The sequence below is a fragment of the Roseateles sp. genome (genome assembly GCF_031397715.1).
Lineage (GTDB): Bacteria > Pseudomonadota > Gammaproteobacteria > Burkholderiales > Burkholderiaceae_C > Paucibacter_A.
Genome location: NZ_JANNMI010000380.1, coordinates 1 through 1815, shown reverse-complemented (window position 1 = coordinate 1815; position 1815 = coordinate 1). Strand labels below are relative to the sequence as shown.

General features: G+C 60.1%; 2 protein-coding genes and 1 pseudogene. All 3 read right to left on the bottom strand.

What is annotated here, in order from left to right:
* Positions 1 to 80: 80 nt before the first annotated feature.
* Positions 81 to 869: pseudogene (ilvC, locus tag RMO57_RS16430) on the bottom strand (ketol-acid reductoisomerase); the annotation flags it as partial.
* Positions 870 to 918: 49 nt separating this feature from the next.
* Complete coding sequence (gene ilvN / locus RMO57_RS16425) at positions 919 to 1410, bottom strand: acetolactate synthase small subunit (RefSeq protein WP_310388416.1); 492 nt, start codon at positions 1408 to 1410, stop codon at positions 919 to 921.
* A gap of 157 nt (positions 1411 to 1567) precedes the next feature.
* Positions 1568 to 1815, bottom strand: a 248-nt coding sequence (locus RMO57_RS16420; RefSeq protein ID WP_310388415.1) for a thiamine pyrophosphate-dependent enzyme, incomplete at its 5' end; no start/stop codon positions are given.

The window sequence follows — 1815 nt, the reverse complement described above, 5'->3', positions numbered from 1 at the left end:
GTCTGGACCCGGAATTCGCTCGTCGGCATTGTGGAGAATAATCATCTGGTGCGCGCGTGGGTCATGCAGCAGGACATCATGGGGCCGGTCACATACTCACCATACTCGGCGTTATTGGAAATCGAATAATTCATGTTGGCGATGCCGCCTTCATAGATCAGATCAACAATCAGTTTCAACTCATGCAAGCACTCGAAATAGGCCATCTCGGGCGCGTAACCGGCTTCGGTCAGCGTCTCGAAACCGGCCTTGATCAGCTCGACCGCACCGCCGCACAAAACCGCCTGCTCGCCGAACAAGTCGGTCTCGGTTTCTTCGCGGAAGTTGGTCTCGATGATGCCGGCCTTGCCGCCGCCATTGGCCGAGGCGTAGCTCAGGGCCAGATCACGCGCCTTGCCCGACTTGTCGGCGTAGACGGCGATCAGATGCGGCACGCCGCCGCCTTGGGCGTAAGTGCCGCGCACGGTGTGGCCAGGGGCCTTGGGTGCGACCATCCAGACGTCGAGGTCAGCACGTGGTGTGACTTGACCGTAATGGACATTGAAGCCGTGGGCGAAGGCCAGCGAAGCGCCCTGCTTGATATTGGGCTCGACTTCGTTCTTGTAGACCTCGGCGATCTGCTCGTCCGGCAGCAACATCATCACCACGTCGGCGGCCTTGACCGCGTCGGCGATCTCGGCGACTTTCAAGCCGGCGTTCTCGGCCTTGGCCCAGGAAGCGCCGCTGCGACGCAGACCGACGGTCACTTTGCAGCCGCTGTCGTTCAGGTTCAGTGCGTGGGCATGGCCTTGTGAGCCGTAGCCGATGATGGTGACTGATCTGCCCTTGATCAGGCTCAGGTCCGCGTCCTTGTCATAAAAAACGTTCATATCGTGCTCCAGGAAAAATTCAAAAAAGGGGTGGTGTGGGGAAGAAAAATCAGACTCTGAGGATGCGCTCGCCGCGGCCGATGCCGCTGGTGCCGGTGCGCACCGTCTCCAGGATGGAAGCGCGGTCGATCGCGTCGATGAAGGCATCCAGCTTGGATGAGTCGCCGGTCAGCTCGATGGTGTAGGTCTTCTCGGTCACGTCGATGATGCGGCCGCGGAAGATGTCGGCGGTGCGCTTCATCTCCTCGCGCTCCTTGCCGACGGCACGCACCTTGATCAGCATCAGCTCACGTTCGGTGTAATTGCCTTCGGTCAGGTCAACCACCTTGACCACTTCGATCAGGCGGTTCAGGTGCTTGGTGATCTGCTCGATCACTTCGTCCGAGCCGGTGGTGACGATGGTCATGCGCGACAGCGAGGGGTCCTCGGTCGGCGCCACGGTCAGGCTCTCGATGTTGTAGCCACGCGCCGAGAACAGCGCCACCACGCGCGACAGCGCGCCCGGCTCGTTCTCGATCAGCAATGCAATGATGTGTTTCATTTTTTTCTCGTCCTTCGCGCTCTTCAAACCGACAGCGGTAACTGACGGTTCTTGGCCACGCTATTCGATTTAAGGGAGTGGGTACTACTTCTTGCTGACTTCACAAGGCCACTGGCTGCGCGCGGTAACGCCTCAGCCCCGGCCTCGCTGGTTCAACTCAAAGGTCTTCGGACCCCAGGCGCATTTCCGAGATGCCTTTGCCCGTCTGCACCATCGGCCAGACGTTCTCGGTCGGATCGGTGCGAATGTCCAGAAAGACCGTGCGGTCCTTCAAACGAATCGCTTCGCGCAGCGCGCCTTCGACATCGCCGGGCTGCTCGACCACCAGACCGATATGGCCATAAGCCTCGGCCAGCTTGACGAAGTCGGGCAGCGCTTCCATATAGCTGTGCGAGTAGCGCTTGC